Raw genomic sequence first — 21081 nt, forward strand, 5'->3', positions numbered from 1 at the left:
GCAGCCCGGACGGGTTACGCAAGCAGGGGACACAAAGTAAGAGCAAAGGGCAGTCCGCGGGGAGTCCCGGCCCGTAATGGCGAATGGACTGCGTTTTGCTCTTTTTTCGTGGCTTTGCTGGTGTAATGTGAGTGTCGGTACTGTGCTTTATACAAGCTAGTTTATGCTACAATAGGGATAATTCATATCAATCAGGTGTACGGTGTTGTACAAGCATATTTGAAATGTTAGAGGTGAGATTGAGCATGTTTTTAAAGCGCATTGAGCTGGCGGGCTTCAAATCGTTTGCAGATAAAACGGAAATGGAATTTGTCCGCGGCATTACGGCAGTCGTCGGACCCAACGGAAGCGGAAAAAGTAATATTTCCGACGGGATTCGTTGGGTGCTTGGCGAACAGAGTGCCAAATCACTGCGTGGCGGCAAAATGGAGGACATTATTTTTGCGGGTAGTGATGCTCGTAAGGCTGTTAATTACGGTGAAGTATCGCTTACGTTGGATAATGAAGATCAGGCGTTGCCTCTGGATTTTGGTGAAGTCACGGTAACACGACGTGTACATCGAAGTGGAGATAGTGAATATTTCATTAATCGGCAATCATGCAGACTCCGAGATATTACAGAGCTGTTTATGGATACAGGGATTGGTAAAGAAGCTTATTCAATTATTGGACAGGGACGCATTGAAGAAATTCTGAGTACCCGATCTGAGGATCGTCGAGGTATTTTTGAGGAAGCTTCGGGTATCGTAAAATATAAATCGCGTAAAAAAGATGCGGTTCGCAAGCTGGATGAAACGGAGCAAAATTTACTGCGTATTCACGATTTGGTTAGTGAACTGGAGGATCAGATTGGACCGCTTAAGGAGCAGTCTGAAAAGGCGATTCATTTTAAAGAGCTACGCGGTGAATTGAAATCCAAAGAAATTTCAATGTACGTCCATCAAATTGAACAAATTCATACTTCGTGGAGCGATGCGACTTCCAAACTAGCTTTGCTGCAGCAGGAGCAACTTCAGTTGTCTACGGTGGTGTCCAGCCACGATGCGATGCTGGAAAGCGACCGCAACGAATTACGCCAGCTGGAGGAGCAAGTAGAGCGGTTGCAAAGGGATCTGCTGCAATACAGTGAAGCGACGGAGAAAAGTGAAGGCTACGGCGAATTGCTCAAAGAGCGCACACGCAATCTGGAGGCTAATCGGGAACAATTGATCTTATCACTTAGCACAAGCGAATCACGGCATTCCGAGCGCAGGAGTGAACTGGATCAACTGAACGAAAAGCTGTCTGCACTGAATGTAGAGCTTGACGAGTTGCGTGGGCGGCTGTCTGACGAAGAGGCCAAACTGATTGGTGTTACAGGCGGAATCAGCCAGGAGCAGGAAGAAAGCCTAAAGGGTGGTCTGCTGGAGCTGATGAATCAGATGGCGCAGGCGCGTAACGAAATTCGTTATACAGACCAACAGAAGGAAGCATTGGAACGGCGTGTGACTCGCGTAAGTGACGAATCCGGCAAATGGGAAGCCCAGAAAGTACAACTTGAACAGCGCAAAAAGGGATTGGAAGCTGCGGTTCAGAAGCTGGGGCAGGAAATCAGTAGTTTGCGTAGTGGCTATATTCAGGGAAGTGAAAAGTACCAGGCCCTGCAAAAACTACTGGAAGAAAACCAGGGTACGGTTCGTAAATGGGAACAAAAGCGTGAGGCTCAAATTTCACGGCGAGATACAATGAAGGAAATGCAGGATGACTTTGACGGCTTCATGCTTGGAGTTAAAGAGGTATTGAAGGCTGCACGAAAAGAAACTTTGCACGGTGTGCATGGAGCGGTAGCGGAGCTGATTCGGGTGCCTGAGCATTTAGAGCAGGCGATGGAAACCGCTTTGGGTGCTTCAGTTCAGCATATCGTGATGGAAAATGAATCCGTATCCAGACAGGCGATCAGTTTTCTAAAGCAACGTCAACTGGGCAGAGCGACATTTTTGCCTATGGATGTTATCCGCCCGCGTCAAATCAGCGCAGGAGAACGCCAAATTGCAGAAGGCGCTGAAGGCTTTGTCGGGATCGGTGCAGATCTTGTTCAGTATGATGATCGATATGCCGGAATTGTAGGCAGTCTCTTGGGGAATGTGGTCATTGCCCGTACGTTGGAAGATGCAAACCGTATTGCGGCCCGTTGCCAATATAGATACCGCGTGGTCACTTTGGAAGGCGATGTTGTCAATGCAGGGGGTTCCATGACTGGGGGAAGCCAGTTCAAGAAAAATGCTAATCTGCTTGGACGTAAGCGTCAGCTGGATCAGTTGGATCAAGACATTGTAGATACGGAGCAGCAAATTGCAAGGTTGCGCCAGAGTGCAATAGATACCAAACGCCAGCTGGAGGAGACACAGACCCGTCTGGACGAGTTGCGTCAGGGCGGCGATGTGAAGCGCGGTGAAGAGCAGCAGATGGCAATGGAGCTCAAGCAACTGGAGCATGAACTTCGTCATGTTCTGGAGCAGGTCGCTGCGTCTGGTCAGGAGAAAAAGGGCTTTGATCAGGAAATCAAGGAGCTGGAAACTTCCCGTGAAGAAGCGTTGATAAAGTTGGCTGCGCTGGAGGAAGAAGAGAAGAAAACGCATCAGGCCATTCACGCTGCCGAATTCGCCCGTAAAGCCAACGAATCTGCCAAAGAGCAGCTGCAGGGAGAGCTCACGAATCTCAAGGTAAGAGAAGGAAAGCTGGACCAGGAGCGCTTTTCATTGGAAGAGCAGCTGCGCAGATTGCGTGGGGATTATGATACTCTTGGTAAGGATTCGAGACAAAACAAGACCTTGCTTGCTTCCATCGAAGCAGATTTGCTGACCAATGAGCAGGAGACCGTGAAACAGATTGAAAATCTCAATCAATACCGTTTGAAAAAGGAAGAAGCCGCACAGCAACTGGAATTCAAGCGGGCTGCACGCAGCAGCTTGTCCAAAAAGCTGGAAGTGGCTGAGAACGACACGAAAGAACAACGAATTCAGCTCAAGTCAGTGGAGGAGTTGCTTCGTCAAACGGAAATTGGAGTAAATCGACTTGATGTGGAACTGGAAAATGTTCTGAAAAAATTAAGTGATGATTATGAACTCAGCTATGAGTTAGCCAAGCAGCGTTACCCTATACCTGAAGATATTGAAGGTACGCAGAGTGAGGTAGAAAGGCTCAAACGTGGTATTTCCGCGTTAGGTGAGGTGAATCTAGGTGCCATTGAGGAATACCAGCGTGTGCATGAGCGTTATACGTTTCTTGATGAGCAAAAGTCTGATTTGGTGGAGGCCAAGACAACGCTTTATCAGGTTATTCGTGAAATGGATGAAGAAATGTCCAAACGCTTTAAGACTACATTCGATGCTATTCGGCGCGAATTTGGAACGGTATTCTCCAAGCTGTTCGGAGGCGGACGTGCTGATCTCGTGCTGCTTGACCCGGAACGCTTGCTGGAGACGGGAATCGACATCGTAGCTCAACCACCGGGCAAAAAACTGCAAAACTTGCAGCTACTGTCGGGCGGTGAGCGTGCGTTAACAGCGATGGCGTTACTATTTGCCATTTTACACGTTAAACCTGTTCCATTCTGTGTACTCGATGAAGTAGAGGCTGCATTGGACGAAGCAAACGTGGTGCGTTTTGCCCAGTATTTACGAGAATTCTCGGAGCAGACACAGTTCATTGTAGTCACACACCGCAAGGGCACAATGGAAGAATCAGATGTGCTATACGGGGTTACGATGGAGGAAGGCGGGGTTTCCAAACTCGTATCTGTCAAGCTGGACAACGATGAAGCTGAGATTGCCTGACATTAAATAACATACTTTCAGACCAACGGAGGGAATCCATGAGTTTCTTTAGGAAATTGAAGGAAAGCATTGCAAACAAAACTGAATCTGTCACAAAACAGTTCAAAGATGGTTTGGAAAAAACACGTAAAGGTTTTGTTGAAAAAGTAACAGACTTGATGATTCGCCGTAAAAAGATTGATGAGGAATTTTATGAGGAACTGGAAGAAATTCTGATCGGAGCGGACGTAGGCGTCAACACGGTTATGAACCTCATTGAAGACCTGCGAGAAGAAGTGAAAAAGCGCAAAATCGAGGACGCATCCGAGTTACAGCCTGTATTGTCAGAAAAGCTGTCTGAGTTGCTGCGGGGTAATGACAATAGTCAGCTCAAAATGAATCCTGACGGGATTACAGTCATTTTATTCGTGGGAGTCAATGGCGTCGGCAAAACAACAACCATTGGCAAGTTAGCTCACCGTTTTAAACAAGAGGGCAAAAAAGTATTGTTGGCTGCTGGGGATACGTTCCGCGCGGGTGCGATTGAACAGTTGGAGGTATGGGGCGAACGGGCAGGTGTAGAGGTTATTAAGCAGCAATCCGGTTCCGATCCGGCTGCGGTTATGTTTGATGCCGTACAGGCTGCCAAGCAGCGTCAAGTGGATGTTTTGTTGTGTGATACCGCAGGACGTCTTCAGAATAAAAGCAATCTAATGGAGGAACTGAACAAAATTTTCCGTGTGATTCAACGCGAAATTCCAGATGCTCCACATGAAGTGTTGTTGGTACTTGATGCGACGACTGGACAAAATGCACTTAACCAAGCCAAGCTGTTTGGTGAGAAAAGCGGTGTAACCGGGCTGGTACTAACGAAGTTGGATGGTACAGCGAAGGGCGGAATTGTTGTGGCCATCCGTCAGGAGCTGAATTTGCCTGTTAAGCTGGTGGGCTTAGGTGAAAAAGTGAATGATCTTCAACCGTTTGATTCCGAGCAATTCGTTCATGCGTTGTTTGCGGGGTTGATTCAGGAAGAGACGGTCGAAGCAACTGCTACAGGTGAGGAAGAACAGAACTGATACGTTTAAAGTAGGCTTTCATGCTACGTTTGGGACTAAGTAGCCATCCTGTTGCTGCTCAAGTTCGCCCAGATGTATAATGAAAGCAAGAAGTCTGTCGATGCCGTATATGTAATGTATCTTGTATGTAAAATATAAATCAGGAAGCCGGGTGAAAAACCGATGGCAAACACCTATACCTACTCCCGACGGGAAGAAGTAGCCAACGCCATTACACATGGAATTGGAGCCGTTTTAAGCGTAGCAGCGCTTGTGTTGCTCATTGTTTTTGCTAGCATGAAAGGAACCACTTGGCATGTCGTCAGCTTTACGATTTACGGGATTACGATGTTGCTGTTGTACACCAATTCAACGTTGCTTCATAGCCTGCGTGAAGGGAAAATGAAAGATTTGTTCGAAATATTCGATCATTCTTGCATTTACCTGTTCATTGCAGGTAGCTACACCCCGTTTATGCTCGTTGCACTGCGAGGTACTATGGGGTGGACGCTGTTTGGAGTGATTTGGGGGATTGCACTGTTTGGTGTGTTGTTCAAGGCGTTTTTCACCAAGCGCTTTCTGTTTATGTCTACCGTGTTTTACATTGTGATGGGCTGGCTCATCACCATTGCCTGGAATCCTCTGGTTGCGACTGTTCCCGCCGGAGGGATGACGTTATTGTTCGTAGGTGGTCTTATGTATACGTTGGGCACGATTTTCTATGTGTGGCGGGCATTTCCATATCACCATGCGATCTGGCATCTGTTTGTTTTGGCAGGCAGCATACTTCACTTTCTGGCTGTTCTGCTGTATCTTACTCCAGTAAGGGTTTAAGTAACAGTGGGCAAAAAGCCGATCCGTACTTCCGTTTAAGGGCAGTGGATCGGCTTTTTTTTGTATGACAAGGGATAACGCTTGACATCTTCTTTTCTTTTATGTATCATAAGGAACGTTGAAAAGAACTGTAAAGTGTTTTTCCTTGACGATGGAGGTATGCAAGATGAGTCAGGAGAATCGGCTGGAAAAGACAAACCGGATTAACCGACTGTTTGACTTCTATGAACCTCTGCTTACAGAGAAGCAACAGATGTTTTTAAAATATTACTTCCATGATGATTTTTCTTTAGGGGAAATTGCATCGGAATTTCAAATTAGCCGTCAGGCAGTGTATGAACATATTAAACGTGCTGAACAGGTATTGGAAATGTACGAGGAAAAGCTTGGTTTGCTAAGTAAGTATGAGCGTAGAATCAAAGATCTCGAAGAATTAAATAAGACGTTGTATGAGGCATTCGGTAAAATCGGTGAGTCCGATGAAGGCACTCTGCAACATGTCCATCAAATTGTAAATCGCCTGCAGGAATTGTAGGACACATAGATATAAGAACAAACAACCCTGGTAGACAAGGAGGTGCGAAAGTATGGCATTTGAAGGATTATCGACTCGCTTGCAAAATGTATTCAGTAAACTGCGCGGTAAAGGAAAAGTGTCTGAGGATGATGTAGCTCAGGCGATGCGTGAAGTACGATTAGCTTTGCTTGAGGCGGACGTTAACTTCAAGGTTGTAAAGGACTTTATTGCCAAGGTAAAGGAGAAATCCGTTGGTAAGGAAGTGATGGACAGCTTTACGCCAGGCATGGTCATCATCGACATCGTGAACAAGGAACTGACCGAGTTGATGGGTGGCAGTCAGGCCAAGCTTGCCAAAGCAAACAAACCGCCTACGGTCATTATGATGGTGGGTCTCCAGGGCGCAGGTAAGACGACGACGTCTGGTAAACTGGCGAAATTGTTGCAAAAGCAAAATCATCGTCCATTGCTTGTAGCTGGTGATATTTATAGACCAGCCGCGATCAAGCAACTTCAGGTTCTTGGGGAGCAGATTAATACTCCTGTATTTACACTGGGAGATCAGACAAGCCCGGTAGAAATTGCGAAACAGGGTTTGCAGCATGCTAAGGATAATGGTAATGACTACGTTATTATAGATACTGCGGGTCGTCTTCATGTTGATGAAGAACTCATGGAAGAGTTACGCCAGATTCATACCAACGTCAACCCGGATGAAGTTCTACTGGTTGTAGATAGCATGACGGGGCAGGACGCGGTTAACGTTGCAGAGCACTTTAATAGTAGCTTGGAATTGACGGGAGTTGTACTGACGAAGCTGGATGGTGACACTCGTGGTGGTGCAGCATTATCAGTTAAGGCTGTGACGGGATGCCCGATCAAGTTTGCTACATTGGGTGAAAAGCTGGATGCGATGGAGCCGTTTCATCCTGAACGGATGGCTTCACGGATTTTAGGCATGGGTGACATGTTGTCCCTGATTGAAAAAGCGCAGTCCAATATCGACGCCGATAAGGCGAAGGAAATGGAACGTAAAATGCGTAATGCCGAGTTTACTTTTGAAGATTTTCTGGAGCAAATGGATCAAGTTAAGAAGCTTGGCCCAATCGACCAGATTCTTGATATGATTCCCGGTATGGGCAACATGAAGCAAATGAAAGATATCAAAGTGGATGACAAACAGATGGGCCGGATTGAGGCTATCGTTCATTCTATGACCACACAGGAAAAGCAAAACCCAGACATGATTAATCATAGCCGACGCAAACGTATTTCTGTAGGCAGTGGAACATCACTGGCTGAGGTAAATCGTCTGATAAAGCAATTTGACGAAATGCGTCGCATGATGAAGCAGTTCTCAGATATGATGGGACCTAAGGGTGGCAAAAACAAGGCTATGAAGCAGCTGAAGAGTATGGGTAAAGGTATGAAGTTTCCTTTCCGCTAAGGCCGTTAGGCCCTTGGAATTATGGGATAACAATATACAGTCTACTTTTTGAAGGAGGTGAATTTTCGTGGCAGTTCGTATTCGTCTGAAACGTATGGGTGCACATAAAGCTCCTTTCTATCGCGTCGTGGTATCTGATTCTCGTTCCCCGCGTGACGGTCGTTTTATCGAAGAAATCGGTTACTACAACCCAATCACAGTACCAGCGGTTGTAAAAATTGATGAAGATAAAGCGCTGAAATGGTTGCAAGATGGTGCACAAGCATCCGACACAGTCCGTAACTTGCTTAGCAAAGCGGGCGTAATGAAAAAGTTTCATGAATCTAAACTACAGAAATAAGGTGCTGATACGGAGGGTCAACCATGGAAGAATTAGTGATAATCATTGCTAAGGCTTTAGTCGATCATCCGGAAGATGTAACCGTGAAGACCTTGGAGAAGGATCGGCTTGTTGTATATGAGCTTAGTGTGCATCCTGAGGATGTAGGCAAAATCATTGGTAAGCAGGGTCGTATCGCCAAGGCGCTTCGCACTGTGGTTGCATCAGCAGCCGTTAAGATGGATAAACGGGTTACCGTAGACATCATATCTTAAAGATATACGAAAGTGGGTTAGGATGTATGTCCTAACCCTTTTTCGTACATGATGAAGATGATATGGAGCGGGACCGATTACAAGCAGGAGGAACACGATGCAACAATTGTTTAATGTCGGAAAAATTGTGAACACCCATGGAATCCGTGGGGAGCTTAAAATATTAACGACGACAGATTTCCCAGAAGATCGTTTTGCTAAAGGTAGTGAGCTTTTGATTGTTCCGGCGGAAGGTAAAGCACCGATCCCCGTAACTGTTGAAACAGCGCGTTTTCAAAAAAATATGGTTGTCGCTAAATTTAAGGAATATCACAATATTAATGAAGTCGAAAAATATAAAGGTACATTGTTGAAGGTATCTGCTGAGCGGTTAGGCGAATTGGAAGAAAACGAATTCTATTTTCATGAAGTAGTCGGCATGGAAGTGGTGACCGAAGACGGAAATGAGCTCGGCGTGGTCAAAGAAATTTTGACTCCGGGAGCCAATGATGTATGGGTAGTCAAAATGCCTAAAGGCAAGGAACTGCTATTGCCGTATATAGAGGATGTTATTTTGGATGTAAACGTGCGTGAAAAACGGGTTACGGTACGGTTAATGGAAGGTCTGCTGTAATGAGGGTGGATGTGCTGACCCTGTTTCCAGAGATGTTTGATGGAGTATTTAATGCAAGCATTCTGGGAAAAGCAAGGGATAAGGGAATTGTATCACTGCAAGCGGTTAATTTTCGTCAGTATGCTGGCAACAAGCATGGACAAGTGGATGATACGCCCTATGGCGGTGGGGGCGGCATGGTTTTGAAGCCTGACCCTATTTTTGCTGCTGTGGAAGCGCTGTTGGATAAATCAGAGCAACCAACATTAGAGACAGCCGATGAAGTTATCCAACATGAAGGGGTAGAACGTAACACAGACATAAAATCTCCGCGTATCATTTTGATGTGTCCACAAGGCGAGACTTTTACGCAAAAGAAAGCGGAAGAGCTGGCCAAAGAGGACCATCTTATTTTTATATGTGGGCATTATGAGGGTTATGATGAGCGTATTCGAGAGTATTTGGTGACGGATGAGCTTTCTATCGGAGATTATGTATTGACTGGTGGTGAGCTTCCAGCCATGACCGTCATTGACAGTGTGACACGGTTGCTACCAGGAGTGCTGGGGAACGAAACGAGTGCGGTAACGGACTCGTTTAGTACGGGGCTGCTGGAGTACCCCCATTATACCCGGCCTGCGGAGTTTCGGGGCTGGAAAGTACCCGATGTACTCCTGTCAGGGCATCACGTCAATATTGATTCTTGGAGACGCCAAGAGGCGTTACGTCGCACGATGGAACGCCGACCAGACCTGTTGGAACAGGCTGAACTGACAGGCAAGGAGCGCATGTGGATTGAGGAGCAGCGCAAATCTGACTGTTTGGGGGATAAGCAATAAAGCGCCTTAGACATGAGTGGATTTGAAAGCAGGCGGTGACCTGTTTTATAATGGAGTCAATTAAATAATGTTTGGTCAAATCCCTTTTTGTTGTTGCAATGCGGTATCCTCCATGATACAATACATCTGTTGTGTGTAATACGGTGGTCCTCTGTGGATGATGAAGGAAACGGTTGTGTTTCCAGAAGAAGCATGAACACCTGTACGGAAGGAGGGAGTCATAGATGAATATCGTCCAAGCGATCACTGAAGAACAACTGCGTAAAGATTTGCCTAACTTTCGTCCTGGTGACACTTTGAAAGTGCACGTGAAAGTTATTGAGGGAACTCGTGAGCGTATCCAGTTGTTTGAAGGTGTTGTAATTAAACGCCGTGGTGGTGGAATCAGTGAGACTTTTACAGTTCGTAAAATTTCTTACGGTGTAGGTGTGGAAAGAACTTTCCCGCTTCATTCCCCGAAAATCGATAAAATCGACGTGGCTCGCCGTGGTAAAGTGCGTCGTGCGAAGCTTTATTATCTTCGTGAACTGCGCGGTAAAGCAGCGAGAATTAAAGAAATTCGTCGTTAATACAACGAATAACGAAAGGGGCTTGGTTACAAGCTCCTTTCGTTTTTTCTACGTACATAGGGAACTGTGGATTATTGACCGTAAAGAGAGGACAGTGAGCTATGGAGCAAGAAGTAGGACAAGGAGCTGTACAGCAGCCAACTGATCAGGATGGTACGCCCAAGCGTAAACCAAAAAATGAGATTTTTGAGTGGCTCAAGGCCATCATTATTGCGTTAGTGCTTGTCTTTTTAATCCGCTGGCTTCTCTTTAAGCCGTTTATTGTGGATGGCCCGTCGATGCAGCCTAACTTTCATACCGGAGAACGCGTCATTGTAAATGAGATTTTGTATGATTTCCGTGCCCCTAAACCAGGCGAAGTGATCGTGTTTCATGTGCCGGAGGAAGGAAGAGACTTTATCAAACGCGTCATTGCCGTTGAAGGAGATACGGTCAAGGTAGAAGGTGACACGATTACAGTAAATGGTAAGCCGATTCAGGAAGCTTATTTGAAAGCTCCTTTAGAAGAAGCCCATCAGAATGGCGAGCTTTACAACAAGTTTACAAATTTTCCAAATGAGAAGTTTAAGGATGGAAAAGTTCCGGCAGGGCATATTTTTGTAATGGGAGATAACCGTTCCAATAGTACAGACAGTCGGATGATTGGATATATTGATTTGAAGGAAGTCGTAGGTCGGGCTGACGTTATTTTCTGGCCGGCAAAAGATATGCAGTGGATTAACCACTAGAATAACTAATAAGCAGCATAGCTGCCGTAATCCTAACTAAGAGCCTAAGGGTAAAAGTAGGAGTTACGATCAATGGGGTGATGACGGTGACGATTCAATGGTTTCCTGGTCATATGACCAGAGCGCGCCGCCAAATTGAAGCAAAATTAAAGTTAATTGATTTGGTCATTGAGCTGATTGATGCTCGATTGCCGCTCTCCAGCCGAAATCCAATGATTGATGATATTTTGCAAGGCAAGCCGCGGATGATTATTTTGAATAAAGCAGATTTGGCGGACCCGGTAGTATCACAGCAATGGATTGCTTATTTTAAGGAGCAGGGGCATGTGGCCCTTCCGGTGGATGCCACAACTGGGACGGGACTAAAAGAAATTCCGATTCAGGCTAAGCTGCTGCTTAAGGAAAAGATAGATCGGCAGATTAGGAAGGGAATGAACCCGCGTCCTATGCGTGGGTTGATTGTTGGTATTCCGAATGTTGGTAAATCGACACTGATCAACCGAATGGCGGGACGTAATATTGCAGCTACGGGTGACCGTCCAGGGGTAACGAAGGCACAGCAGTGGATCAAGATCGGAGAAATTGAATTGCTGGATACACCAGGTATTCTATGGCCTAAATTTGAGGATCAGAATGTAGGCTATCGTCTGGCAGTTACAGGTGCGATCAAGGAAGAAATTCTGAATGTCGAGGATATTGCCTTTTTTGCGACTAAATATTTAGTTCAGTACTATTGGGATGCACTGGCAGAGCGCTTTGAGCTCACCGAACGTCCTGAAGATACAGAAAATCCTGATGAAATTGTCAACGTTATGGAAGCGATCGGACGTAAACGTGGCTGTATTGTTAGCGGCGGACGTGTAGATCTCGAAAAGGCGTCAAAAATCATTTTGCGTGAGCTGCGTGCAGGGAAGCTGGGACGATTCAGTTTGGAAGCTCCTTACTGATTTTACTGGTACACCGATGCAGAACATAGCATTTTGTGGCAAGGAAGAACCTTCCCCATCTCTCCGGAGAGGAGGAAGGTTTTTTTTGGTATTTGAAGGCAGTTAGAAAAGGGTTTTGGACGGTGAAGGTCTGTGGTAAGCTGAATTCAATCGCTAGAGCTACGGCATGAATGACGCGTTAAACTACATATAGATGGGCAGGTATTGAATATGGAAAATAAAGAGATTGTAGCAAAGGACATGCTACATTATGAAAAAAAATGCTGGGAGCAGTCTTGTGAGCGGATTGCAGGTATTGACGAGGTAGGTCGTGGGTGCCTGTTTGGTGATGTTGTGGCCGCAGCAGTCATTTTACCAGTGGGTGAGTTACTGGAAGGTGTGGATGATTCCAAAAAATTGACGGATAAGAAGAGAGAAACATACTACGAGCTGATTATGGAGAAGGCCATTGCTGTAGGAGTTGGCTATGTAGACGCGCACACGATTGATGATATCAATATTAAGCAGGCAGCTCGTTTGGCTATGAAGCAGGCTATTGAGGCTTTACATGTATCTCCTGATTATTTACTGGTGGATGCAGAAAAGGTAGATGTGCCTATTCCTCAGCTCTCTATTATTAAAGGAGATGCGAACAGTCAGTCCATTGCGGCGGCCTCTATCATCGCCAAGGTAACCCGTGATCGGCTGTGTAAAGGTGAATGGGATGCGAAGTATCCGGAATATGGGATCGGTATACATAAAGGTTACGCTACCAAGTTGCACAGGGAACAAATTTTGGCGCTAGGACCTACAAAGATGCATAGACGCAGCTTTCTGGGCAATTTGTTGACAGAGCAACCGACACTGTTTGATCTGTAGTTACTTATTATGAATCGGGACAATGCCGATATAAAGTATAACTAATACCATAAGCCCCTTTGAATGGGGGAGAGTGAGAGGAGGGGCGATATGAACATCGGATCTGTATTTCGTGGATTACTTGGAGATGTGAAGGCTGGAGAGGCTAAAAAACTTGATATGCAGCCAGGTCAGGTCGTACGAGGAGTCGTGCTAAAGGTGTCTGAGGACGGCGGTGAGGCTGTGTTGCAAATACAAGGTTCTCAGGTCAGGGCAAAGCTGGAGACCCCTCTTCAACCTGGACAGACTACAACGTTTCAGGTTCAACCGGCTTCCCCCAGCGGAATGACGGTGCTTAAGCCTCTGAACGATGTGGCCAATACACCACAGCAAACCGTAGCGCTGACAGATGTATTGGAATCGGTGGGACTGCCGGATACAGCTCAGAACAGGGAGCTTATACAGGCAATGCAAAAGAATGGTGTGCCGTTGACGTCGGAAAATGCGGCTTCTTTGCGAGAAGCTATGGCGAAGCAAAGCGGCAATGTACAATTGGGAACGTTTGTGCAGGCGGCGGCAGTTGCCTTTCAGCGTGGACTTCCATTGACGACAGAAAGCATAAATGGATTGCGTCAAGCGATGTTTGGGCCTCCTTTAAATGATCTGTTGTCTTCGCTGGAGCAAGAGCTTGAAACGGTATTAAAACAGCAAGCACAGGGAATATCCACTGACCGTTCAGTGGGGGAATCGACAGCTATAAAGAACGCTGACCGAATGTCTGCTAGTCCAACAGGTGCTTCTTCTGTGGTGGTAGATGGGCAGGAAGGCCAAGCACCTCTATTGTCCAAGGATGTTTCTACCGCTGCAAAGCAGGCAGAAGCTGGACAAACCACAGGCGGCAAGGAATTGTTAAAAGGGACTCAAGCAGCCAACCTTGCTGCAGCAGCGAGTGCTTTGGCAACAGATTCAGATACTGCGACGGGGGCTACATCTGCAGCCAAAGGGACTGCTCCAGGAGAATCGGAGGCAGCCAATGGACGCGGAGCGACAGTGGCATCGGAAGCTGGCGTAAATGCGCCAGAATCGAGTGCTGATGCATTAAATGGTCCCCGCACCAGAGTGGAGCAGTCACAGTCACAGCAAGCTCCAGCGGCAAGCACACAGCTTAAGGATGCGGATGGCGCTCCAGCGGCTGCCACGGCAGAGCCTGCGGGGGCCAAGCCCGCCTTAACCTCAGCCACGGCTGACCGTCTCTCGGCACAGCAGGCTGGTGCCCCTGTGCCGCAATCCACAGCAGGCAACACTGCTGCGCCAGAGGTGCCGCTCCAGCGGCTGCGCACGCTGTTGCAAGAGCTACGCGCGGCGGTGCCGCCCGCACTGAGCACGGCTGCCCCAGAGCAGCCCGCAGCGGAAGTGGCGCAGCGGGCGGCTGGCGCCTCGCGGGCCGCAGACGCCGCTGCATCGCAGCCTGTGGCGTCCAGCCCGCAGCTCACCCCCACGGAAGACCCGTGGGTAGGCCGCGTACTGAAGCTGCTCGGTGCAGAGCACGAGCAGCAAGTGCACCGCGCGACTACACAGGTCGCGCAAGGGGCGGCGGCACGTATGGAGCCGCCAGAGGGAATGCCCCAGACGCTGCCGGGATTAGCGGCTGCGTCTGGGGACACGGTGTCAGCAGACGCAGACACCGTAAAAGGGGCACTGCTCCAGCTGATGAGCAGTGACGACCTGCCGCCCGCTTTGAAAGAGGCGGCTCAGCAGGTTGTACAGCACCTGACAGGTCAGCAGTTGCTGCTCAATACAGACCGAACGGCGCCTTTTGCCCAAGTACACATGTTTATACCATTCGTTGGACCGGACGGTCGCGAAACAGCTACGATCCAGATTCAGTCCCGCCGCGGCAAACGGGGAGAGCTGGACGCCTCCAACTGTCGTCTTTGGTTTGATTTGGACATGAAGGGACTTGGACCGACCCTGGTAGATGTCCAGGTTGTAGATCGGATTGTAAGTGTCAAGCTCCATAATGATCATGAATGGGCGGCTTCGTTGTTAACCAGTGGGCGTGAGTCCATTCACACAGCGTTGGAGTCACTAGGATACCAGCTTCTATCGCTTCGTACCGAGCCCATGCCCATAAGGACTGAACAGAACAGCCTCGCCTCTTCTGAAGTACAAAGCTATGTGCCTCAGCCGTATAAAGGAGTCGATCTTAAAATATGAAAGAGCCGTTGGAACCTCCTTCTCCTTCCATAAAGAAGGCGGTCGCCCTTAAATATACGCCTGGTGAGAGCGAAGCACCGATTGTCGTTGCCAAGGGGAGCGGCCGTATTGCGGATAGCATTTTAGAAAAGGCCAAAGAACATGGTGTTCCCGTTCAGGAGGATGCTGCGCTGGTTGAAGTACTATCCAAACTTGATTTGGACGAACAAATCCCTGCTGAGCTCTATCAGTTGGTGGCAGAGGTGCTTACCTATATATATCAAATGGATCGGCTTGCTTCAAGGGATGACTGGTGATGTGGAATGAAATGAAGGCTGGAGGCAAGGATCAACGGAAAGCTAAAGGAGCGATGGGCGAAGAGGCAGCGGCTTTGTTTTTAAAAAACTTGGGTTACCGAATCATAGAGCGTAATTGGCGATGCCGCAGTGGTGAAATAGATCTGATTGCCAAGCAGGAGCATACACTCGTGTTTATTGAGGTACGTAGTCGAAGTAGCTCCAAATATGGAACGCCAGCAGAATCAGTTACTGCGCGTAAAATAGCCCAAGTTCGCCAAACAGCCGCTGTATATTTGCATATGAACGGGATTGGAGATGCTCCAATCCGCTTTGACATGATTTCTGTACAATTAACTGACGAAAAGGCAGTTGTTACAAACCATTTAATAGGCGCATTTTAAAAGAGTAAGAGCTTTTTCGAAGGTAAGAGTGCGTGACTGAATTCATATGTGCAGGTTGACAGGAAGGAAAGCTACAGGTATATTTTATTGAGAATAGTTATCATTTTCATCTGGAAATGAATATCGAGCAGTTGTACCTGTAAAGGAGGATTTACGTGACAAAGCATACCTTTAGTGAACATGTCATAGATGTAATTCAGGAACGCCGGACGATTAAACGATTTAAATCCGACTCCATTCCGGTAGATACGATCAAAGAACTGCTGGACGTCGCTGTGTGGGCTCCTAATCATAAAATGCGTGAACCGTGGCGTTTTCTGTTGTTTGCTGGTGAAGGACGGAAAAAGCTTGCAAAAGCAATTGCAGCCGATATCGGTAAGGACAACAAGTTTGAGAGCGGCATTTTGCACAACCCGATCCAGCTTTTAGTAGTGCTGGAAGAAGACCCGCGTCAAGCGGTTTGGGATGAGGATTTTGCAGCGGTCAGCGCGCTTGTACAAAACTTTATGCTTGCCGCATGGAGCAAAGGAATCGGAACGTTTTGGGTGACAAAGCCATTTTTGTATTCGCCTAAGTTCCGTGAGCACTTGGGAATTCAACCAGGTGAGAAGGTAATAGGAATGATATATGCAGGCTATCCTGACGTTATCCCGGAATCAAGACCACGTACTCCCGCAGCCGATAAGCTGACCTTGTTTGACAAATAATCTGTCGTCAGATAAACTTAGTCAAGAATTTTGAAAGCATAGTTCGGAGCTAAAATTTCGAACATCACATTTGCAAAGAATGAAAATTTGGAAGCACCTTTTTTCATATATGCAATGATTCCCGAGAGGGAGCATTCCAATATGAGGAGAGGTGCTTTTTGATATGTATGGAAAATTACACGGAGCTTGTCTGTATGGAATAGATGGCGTTCTGATTGAAGTTGAGACTGATTTGTCCAATGGCTTGCCTCAGACAGCGATTATAGGATTGCCGGATTCGGCGATTCGAGAGGCAGTGGAGCGTGTCAGAGCAGCAATTAAAAACTGTGGCTTTAAATATCCGTCCCAGCGTGTCACGATTAATTTAGCTCCTGCTGATTTGCGTAAGGAAGGTTCATCTTTTGACCTTGCTATCGCTTTAGGGTTGCTGACAACCAGTGAACAGGTCGTTTTACCCGTGGGAGAACGGACGCTGTTTATTGGCGAGCTGGCGCTGGATGGCAGTATTCGCCCTGTAAATGGGGTGCTGTCCATGGTTGATCTGGCCAAGCGAGAAGGATTCAACTCCGTGCTGCTTCCCCAGGAAAACGCAAGCGAGGCTCGTCTGATTACGGGTATACGTATTTACGCTATACGTCATCTATCAGATATTATCCCGATTGAAGATCGTGCACAAGGGACTGTTGATAGGCAAGCGACAAATCAGAGTTGTACTGCCAGTAAACAAGTCATGATCTGTTCCTATGACCATTTACCTCAGGCAGAGCATTTACCGTTGTGTGAGAAAGAAGAGATAACTAGCAACATGGAGGATTACAGCGATGTGCTGGGTCAGCTGCACGCCAAGCGTGCGTTAGTCATCGCTGCAGCCGGAATGCATAATATCCTGCTTATGGGACCGCCGGGGGCTGGGAAAACCATGCTCATCCGCAGGTTGCCATCTATCCTTCCGCCTTTGACTGAAAAGGAGGCGCTTGAAGTCACCAAAGTATACAGCGCTGCCGGGAAGTGGAAGGAGTCATCGCCTCATCTGATGAATATTCGTCCCTTCCGTTCGCCTCATCATACGATCTCTGCTGCTGGTTTGGTGGGTGGGGGAGGTATACCCAAACCAGGAGAAATCAGTCTTGCACACCGGGGGATTTTATTTCTGGATGAGTTGCCTGAGTTTAGCCGTCATGTACTAGAAGTGCTGCGCCAACCATTGGAAGACCACAATGTTACGATCAGTCGTTCACGTGCTGTTTTTAAGTATCCGGCGCATTTTTTACTTGCTGCCTCTTTAAATCCGTGTCACTGTGGCTTTTTCGGAAATGATACGGAACATCAGCGCTGTACCTGTTCACCTGCAGCAGTAGCTCGCTACCGTTCACGTATTTCCGGTCCACTGCTGGATCGGATTGATCTTCAGCTTGAAGTATCGCAGCCGAAGGATTGGCGGGAGGAAAAAGAATCATTGTCATCCGCTGAAATGCGAAGGCAGGTGCTGGCTGCTCAAGCGATACAAATCCACAGATATAGCAAGCTTCCCTTTTCATGGAATAGTGAGCTGTCCGGTCAGATGCTTCGTAAATATGCCATATTAGAAAAAAATGCAGCGGACTTGCTTGATCAGACAATGGACGCACTCGGTTTAAGCATGCGTGCGTATGATCGAATTCTCAAGCTTTCGCGTACCATTGCAGACTTACATGACTCAGAGAAAATTTTGACTTCACATGTGGCTGAAGCTATTCAATACCGCCATATGGATAGAGCAAATGCCAGTTTTCCCGAAAGTTAAAAAGCAATAAAACTAGTAGTTATAACACGATCATTTTTATAAAAGAGTTTTTCCAAAGGGTATGTACAATAGAAAATGGAAAAAAGGACAAAAAAAGCTCCAGACAATAAAGATCTGGAGAAGAAAAATAAGATTATGACAATAGTGATTATACTATGAGTATATCAGTTTCGTATATACGATTATGCAGCATCTCCCATGTTACTTGATGGAAAAAAATAAACAGTCTTTAACGAAGGGATAGCTGAAAGGATAATAAGCCCCTCGACAAAAAACGATTGAGGGGCTTGTTGTGAAATTCATTCTAACGAAACTATTGAATCCATGAAGAGAGATGGAGATTCCCCCTACATGTGCTAAAGAAAATTTAAGTTACAAAACGTTCAGTTTCACTTCAATATTACCGCGGGTAGCACGGGAGTATGGACATTGTTCGTGTGCGCCTTCCACCAGTTTTAATGCAGTTTCATGATCGACGCCTTTTACCAATACATCGAGGTTTACTCCAATTCCGAAGCCGCCGTCTTCCACTTTGCCGAAATGGACCGTAGCTGTTACTTCAGTACCTTCATGCTTAACACGTTGCATGCGAGCAACCATATTTAAAGCACTATCAAAGCAAGCGGAATAGCCTGCTGCGAACAATTGCTCTGGATTCGTACCTGCACCGCCTGCGCCGCCCATTTCTTTTGGGGTATCAATATCTAAACGAAGTTCAGGGGAAGAAGACTCGATATAACCGTTACGTCCACCAACCGCTTTTACTGTTGTTTCATACATTTTTTGTTGAATGGTCATCATAATCCAATCACTGCCTCTCGCTCAATTTATATTTTACACAATTTAATTTATCAAAATAATTATCGTTTGTAAAGTATTTTGTGCAATTAGCATGTATTTTATTATATAATGTGCTAAAATAATGACGAAAGTAGGTGATCAGACAGCATGGAAAACAACCCTAATGAAGGTACAGCGTTAAAACTTGATAATCAGTTATGCTTTGCCATATATGCATGCTCCAGAGAGATAACGAAGCTATACCAGCCTTATCTGGAAAAGCTCGGTGTGACGTACTCGCAATATTTGGTACTTATCGTGCTCTGGGAGCGTGAAGAGTGTACAGTGAAGGAATTGGGTGAGGCACTATATTTGGACTCCGGCACACTAACTCCGCTATTGAAGAGATTGCAGAACGCCGGGCTGATCGATCGAAAGCGTTCCACTCAGGATGAGCGTAAGGTGCTGATTTCTTTGACGACAGAGGGAAGCGCATTACGGGAAAAAGCTCTATCTGTACCAGGATGTATCCAGGAAAAAACAAGTATGACTCATGATCAATTTGGGTCGCTTCTGCTCCAGTTCAATGATCTGCTTGATCGTGTTCATCAAGCGAATGTACAAATTGAAAAATCATAAGGTATTTTCAGTTGCTCTTGCGAATCTTATGGCATGAGTTGTTCTCAGCTGAAAGTAATAATGCTTGAAGAAATAAAGTGCCTCTCATTGCTGGGTAATCCCATTTGCAGAGGTGCTTTTTTTGTGTGAATTTGTATTAATGGTAATATCCAATAATATCCAAGCATTCGATTTTGGGAATGATAATGATATCAAAATACTGTAATTCATGAGGTTAAATTATAAGGAAAGCGTTTTAAAAACATGTTACAATGATGTAGGTTTAGTATAGATTTCCTTGTGAACCGCCCTTGTTGCAGTCATGTTGATAGGAGGATTCCAGAATGAATATCCATGAATATCAGGGTAAAGAAGTATTAAAGCAGTACGGAGTGGCTGTACCGAACGGTAAGGTTGCCTATACGGTGGAGGAAGCCGTTGCTGCGGCAGAATCGCTTGGAAGCGCTGTTACGGTGGTAAAAGCACAAATTCATGCTGGTGGACGCGGTAAAGCGGGTGGCGTGAAAGTTGCCAAAGGTTTGGATGAGGTGCGGACTTTTGCTTCTGAAATTTTGGGTAAGGTGCTGGTGACGCATCAGACCGGACCTGAAGGTAAAGAGGTCAAACGCCTTTTGGTTGAGGAAGGCTGCGATATTCGTAAAGAATATTACGTCGGCGTTGTCGTAGATCGTGCGACTGGACGTATCGTAATGATGGCCTCAGAAGAAGGCGGTACGGAAATCGAAGAGGTGGCTGCAGCCACTCCGGAGAAAATTTTTAAAGCGGTTGTTGATCCAGCGATTGGGCTTCAGGTGTATCAGGCGCGTAAGTTGGCATATGACATTAATATTCCTAATGAACTGGTAAACAAAGCAGTCAAGTTTATGCTGGCGCTATACGAAGCTTTTGTGGACAAGGATTGTTCGATTGCAGAAATCAATCCCTTAGTCGTTACGGGTGATGGGAATGTACTGGCGTTGGATGCCAAACTGAATTTTGATTCTAATGCGTTGTTCCGTCATAAGGATATTTTGGAATTGCGTGATTTGGATGAAGAGGATGAGAAGGAAATTGAGGCATCTAAATACGATCTAAGCTATATCGCTCTGGACGGAAATATTGGCTGTATGGTCAATGGTGCGGGTTTGGCGATGGCAACCATGGATATTATTAAATATTACGGTGGCGATCCGGCCAACTTCCTAGACGTAGGGGGCGGTGCGACGACGGAAAAGGTAACCGAAGCGTTCAAAATCATTTTGTCCGATCCGAAGGTAGAAGGTATTTTCGTGAACATTTTCGGCGGAATTATGCAGTGTGACATCATTGCGAACGGCGTCGTGGAGGCTGCCAAACAGTTGGGGCTGACTCGTCCGCTTGTTGTCCGTCTTGAAGGTACGAATGTTGAGCTCGGCAAACAGATTTTAGCGGAATCCGGTTTGAATATCGTGGCAGCCGATTCCATGGCGGATGGCGCCCAAAAAATCGTCGAACTTGTTCAATAGCCTGTTTGCATTCCGATATGCCGAATAAACGATAGGGGA

21 protein-coding genes are annotated in these 21081 nt (G+C 46.5%); 20 read left to right on the forward strand and 1 reads right to left on the reverse strand.

The window, feature by feature from the left end; genetic code table 11:
- The first annotated feature begins 245 nt into the window (after nt 1-245).
- The 18 genes from smc to NSQ58_RS23520 all read left to right on the forward strand — a co-directional run bounded on the left by smc (nt 246) and on the right by NSQ58_RS23520 (nt 18139).
- Nucleotides 246-3815 carry a chromosome segregation protein SMC gene (gene smc, locus NSQ58_RS23435; RefSeq protein WP_028542737.1) on the forward strand — a complete coding sequence of 1190 codons (3570 nt, stop codon included), beginning with the start codon at nt 246-248 and terminating at the stop codon, nt 3813-3815.
- 38 nt (nt 3816-3853) lie between these two features.
- On the forward strand, nt 3854-4870 hold the full coding sequence (gene ftsY / locus NSQ58_RS23440; RefSeq protein ID WP_028542736.1) for a signal recognition particle-docking protein FtsY: 1017 nt from the start codon (nt 3854-3856) through the stop codon (nt 4868-4870).
- Nucleotides 4871-5032: 162 nt separating this feature from the next.
- Entirely contained in the window at nt 5033-5683 is a 651-nt protein-coding gene (gene trhA / locus NSQ58_RS23445) for a PAQR family membrane homeostasis protein TrhA (RefSeq protein WP_023988168.1), read from the forward strand.
- A 166-nt stretch (nt 5684-5849) separates the two neighbouring features.
- Nucleotides 5850-6218, forward strand: coding sequence for a putative DNA-binding protein (locus NSQ58_RS23450; protein WP_220031129.1), 369 nt, complete (start codon nt 5850-5852; stop codon nt 6216-6218).
- 52 nt (nt 6219-6270) lie between these two features.
- The gene (ffh, locus tag NSQ58_RS23455; RefSeq protein WP_023988170.1) at nt 6271-7647 is read left to right on the forward strand and encodes a signal recognition particle protein; all 1377 of its coding nucleotides are present in this window, start codon (nt 6271-6273) and stop codon (nt 7645-7647) included.
- A gap of 67 nt (nt 7648-7714) precedes the next feature.
- Entirely contained in the window at nt 7715-7987 is a 273-nt protein-coding gene (gene rpsP, locus NSQ58_RS23460) for a 30S ribosomal protein S16 (RefSeq protein WP_013309862.1), read from the forward strand.
- Between the two features lie 23 nt (nt 7988-8010).
- On the forward strand, nt 8011-8241 hold the full coding sequence (locus tag NSQ58_RS23465) for a KH domain-containing protein (RefSeq protein ID WP_013309863.1): 231 nt from the start codon (nt 8011-8013) through the stop codon (nt 8239-8241).
- 97 nt (nt 8242-8338) lie between these two features.
- Nucleotides 8339-8854, forward strand: coding sequence for a ribosome maturation factor RimM (gene rimM / locus NSQ58_RS23470; protein WP_013309864.1), 516 nt, complete (start codon nt 8339-8341; stop codon nt 8852-8854).
- Nucleotides 8854-9672 carry a tRNA (guanosine(37)-N1)-methyltransferase TrmD gene (gene trmD / locus NSQ58_RS23475; RefSeq protein WP_023988171.1) on the forward strand — a complete coding sequence of 273 codons (819 nt, stop codon included), beginning with the start codon at nt 8854-8856 and terminating at the stop codon, nt 9670-9672. The genes rimM and trmD overlap by 1 nt, the downstream gene beginning before the upstream one ends.
- Nucleotides 9673-9896: 224 nt before the next feature.
- Nucleotides 9897-10241 (forward strand): 50S ribosomal protein L19, encoded by a 345-nt coding sequence (gene rplS / locus NSQ58_RS23480; protein ID WP_010346403.1) that lies wholly within the window; start codon nt 9897-9899, stop codon nt 10239-10241.
- Between the two features lie 101 nt (nt 10242-10342).
- Nucleotides 10343-10969, forward strand: a complete 627-nt coding sequence (gene lepB / locus NSQ58_RS23485; protein WP_013309866.1) for a signal peptidase I — start codon at nt 10343-10345, stop codon at nt 10967-10969.
- Between the two features lie 86 nt (nt 10970-11055).
- Nucleotides 11056-11916, forward strand: a complete 861-nt coding sequence (gene ylqF, locus NSQ58_RS23490) for a ribosome biogenesis GTPase YlqF (protein WP_023988173.1) — start codon at nt 11056-11058, stop codon at nt 11914-11916.
- A 210-nt stretch (nt 11917-12126) separates the two neighbouring features.
- A complete protein-coding gene (locus NSQ58_RS23495) occupies nt 12127-12774 on the forward strand; it encodes a ribonuclease HII (protein ID WP_076156892.1) in 648 nt (215 codons plus the stop codon).
- A gap of 90 nt (nt 12775-12864) precedes the next feature.
- Entirely contained in the window at nt 12865-14970 is a 2106-nt protein-coding gene (locus tag NSQ58_RS23500; RefSeq protein WP_028542734.1) for a DNA ligase, read from the forward strand.
- On the forward strand, nt 14967-15266 hold the full coding sequence (locus tag NSQ58_RS23505; protein ID WP_023988176.1) for an EscU/YscU/HrcU family type III secretion system export apparatus switch protein: 300 nt from the start codon (nt 14967-14969) through the stop codon (nt 15264-15266). Before NSQ58_RS23500 ends, NSQ58_RS23505 begins: the two co-directional genes overlap by 4 nt.
- Nucleotides 15266-15649, forward strand: a complete 384-nt coding sequence (locus tag NSQ58_RS23510) for a YraN family protein (RefSeq protein WP_076264262.1) — start codon at nt 15266-15268, stop codon at nt 15647-15649. Before NSQ58_RS23505 ends, NSQ58_RS23510 begins: the two co-directional genes overlap by 1 nt.
- A 155-nt stretch (nt 15650-15804) precedes the next feature.
- Nucleotides 15805-16356: a nitroreductase family protein gene (locus NSQ58_RS23515; protein ID WP_025723284.1), complete on the forward strand. Its 552-nt coding sequence runs from the start codon at nt 15805-15807 to the stop codon at nt 16354-16356.
- A 163-nt stretch (nt 16357-16519) separates the two neighbouring features.
- Nucleotides 16520-18139 carry a YifB family Mg chelatase-like AAA ATPase gene (locus NSQ58_RS23520; protein WP_076294880.1) on the forward strand — a complete coding sequence of 540 codons (1620 nt, stop codon included), beginning with the start codon at nt 16520-16522 and terminating at the stop codon, nt 18137-18139.
- Between the two features lie 372 nt (nt 18140-18511).
- On the opposite strand, the gene NSQ58_RS23525 is transcribed toward NSQ58_RS23520, so the two are convergent.
- The gene (locus tag NSQ58_RS23525; protein ID WP_025723282.1) at nt 18512-18940 is read right to left on the reverse strand and encodes an organic hydroperoxide resistance protein; all 429 of its coding nucleotides are present in this window, start codon (nt 18938-18940) and stop codon (nt 18512-18514) included.
- A 147-nt stretch (nt 18941-19087) separates the two neighbouring features.
- Here NSQ58_RS23525 and NSQ58_RS23530 point away from each other — a divergent pair, with 147 nt between their 5' ends.
- Both NSQ58_RS23530 and sucC read left to right on the forward strand, forming a co-directional pair.
- A complete protein-coding gene (locus tag NSQ58_RS23530; protein WP_023988180.1) occupies nt 19088-19558 on the forward strand; it encodes a MarR family winged helix-turn-helix transcriptional regulator in 471 nt (156 codons plus the stop codon).
- 323 nt (nt 19559-19881) lie between these two features.
- Entirely contained in the window at nt 19882-21042 is a 1161-nt protein-coding gene (gene sucC, locus NSQ58_RS23535) for an ADP-forming succinate--CoA ligase subunit beta (RefSeq protein WP_053325253.1), read from the forward strand.
- Nucleotides 21043-21081 lie beyond the last annotated feature (39 nt).

The organism is Paenibacillus sp. FSL M7-0134, from assembly GCF_038007865.1.
Classification (GTDB): Bacteria; Bacillota; Bacilli; order Paenibacillales; family Paenibacillaceae; genus Paenibacillus; species Paenibacillus polymyxa_B.